Annotated in this window: 1 pseudogene; it reads right to left on the bottom strand. The window is 73.9% G+C overall.

The features are described 5' to 3' along the window. Positions 1-207, bottom strand: a pseudogene (locus RNB18_RS51415) (sucrase ferredoxin); the annotation flags it as partial. Between the last annotated feature and the right edge of the window lie 264 nt (positions 208-471).

Raw genomic sequence — 471 nt, 5'->3', positions numbered from 1 at the left:
CGGCCTGCGGATGAGGGCGACCCGGACGCCCGTGCCCTCGGCGGCGGCCTCCAGGCCGCGGCCGACCTCGGGGTCGAGGCGGCTCGACGTGAGCGCCTTCGCACCCCAGGGACCTGGCTGTTCCACCAGCAGCCAGGTGCTCGCGGTGGCCGCGGTTCCCGACAGGGGCTCGTCGAGCGCCTGGGAGACAGTTGCGCACGTACTCACAGAGGTGAGCCTAACCTGACTTGCCCCGCGGCGACTTCCGGTGGGCTCGTCGCCTGGTCCGGAAGGGTGGCCTCCGGGGGCAGGACGTCCGCTGCTGCGCAGGCCGCAGGGGTGGAACGAGGCAGAGGCCGTGGCCTTCCGAGGGCAGGACGTCCGCTACGCCTACGCCTACGGCTTCGGCGGGAAGCGCCGTCCACGGTGATCTACCGGGACGGGACGGCCGCTAGGGGAGCGGCTGGGGCGGCCTCGGGCCCACGTAGTGCC

Origin of the sequence: Streptomyces doebereineriae (genome assembly GCF_031845645.1) — a bacterium.
Lineage (GTDB): Bacteria > Actinomycetota > Actinomycetes > Streptomycetales > Streptomycetaceae > Streptomyces > Streptomyces canus.
The sequence above is the reverse complement of the archived record's forward strand: the minus strand, read 5'-3'. Positions and strand labels throughout refer to the sequence as shown.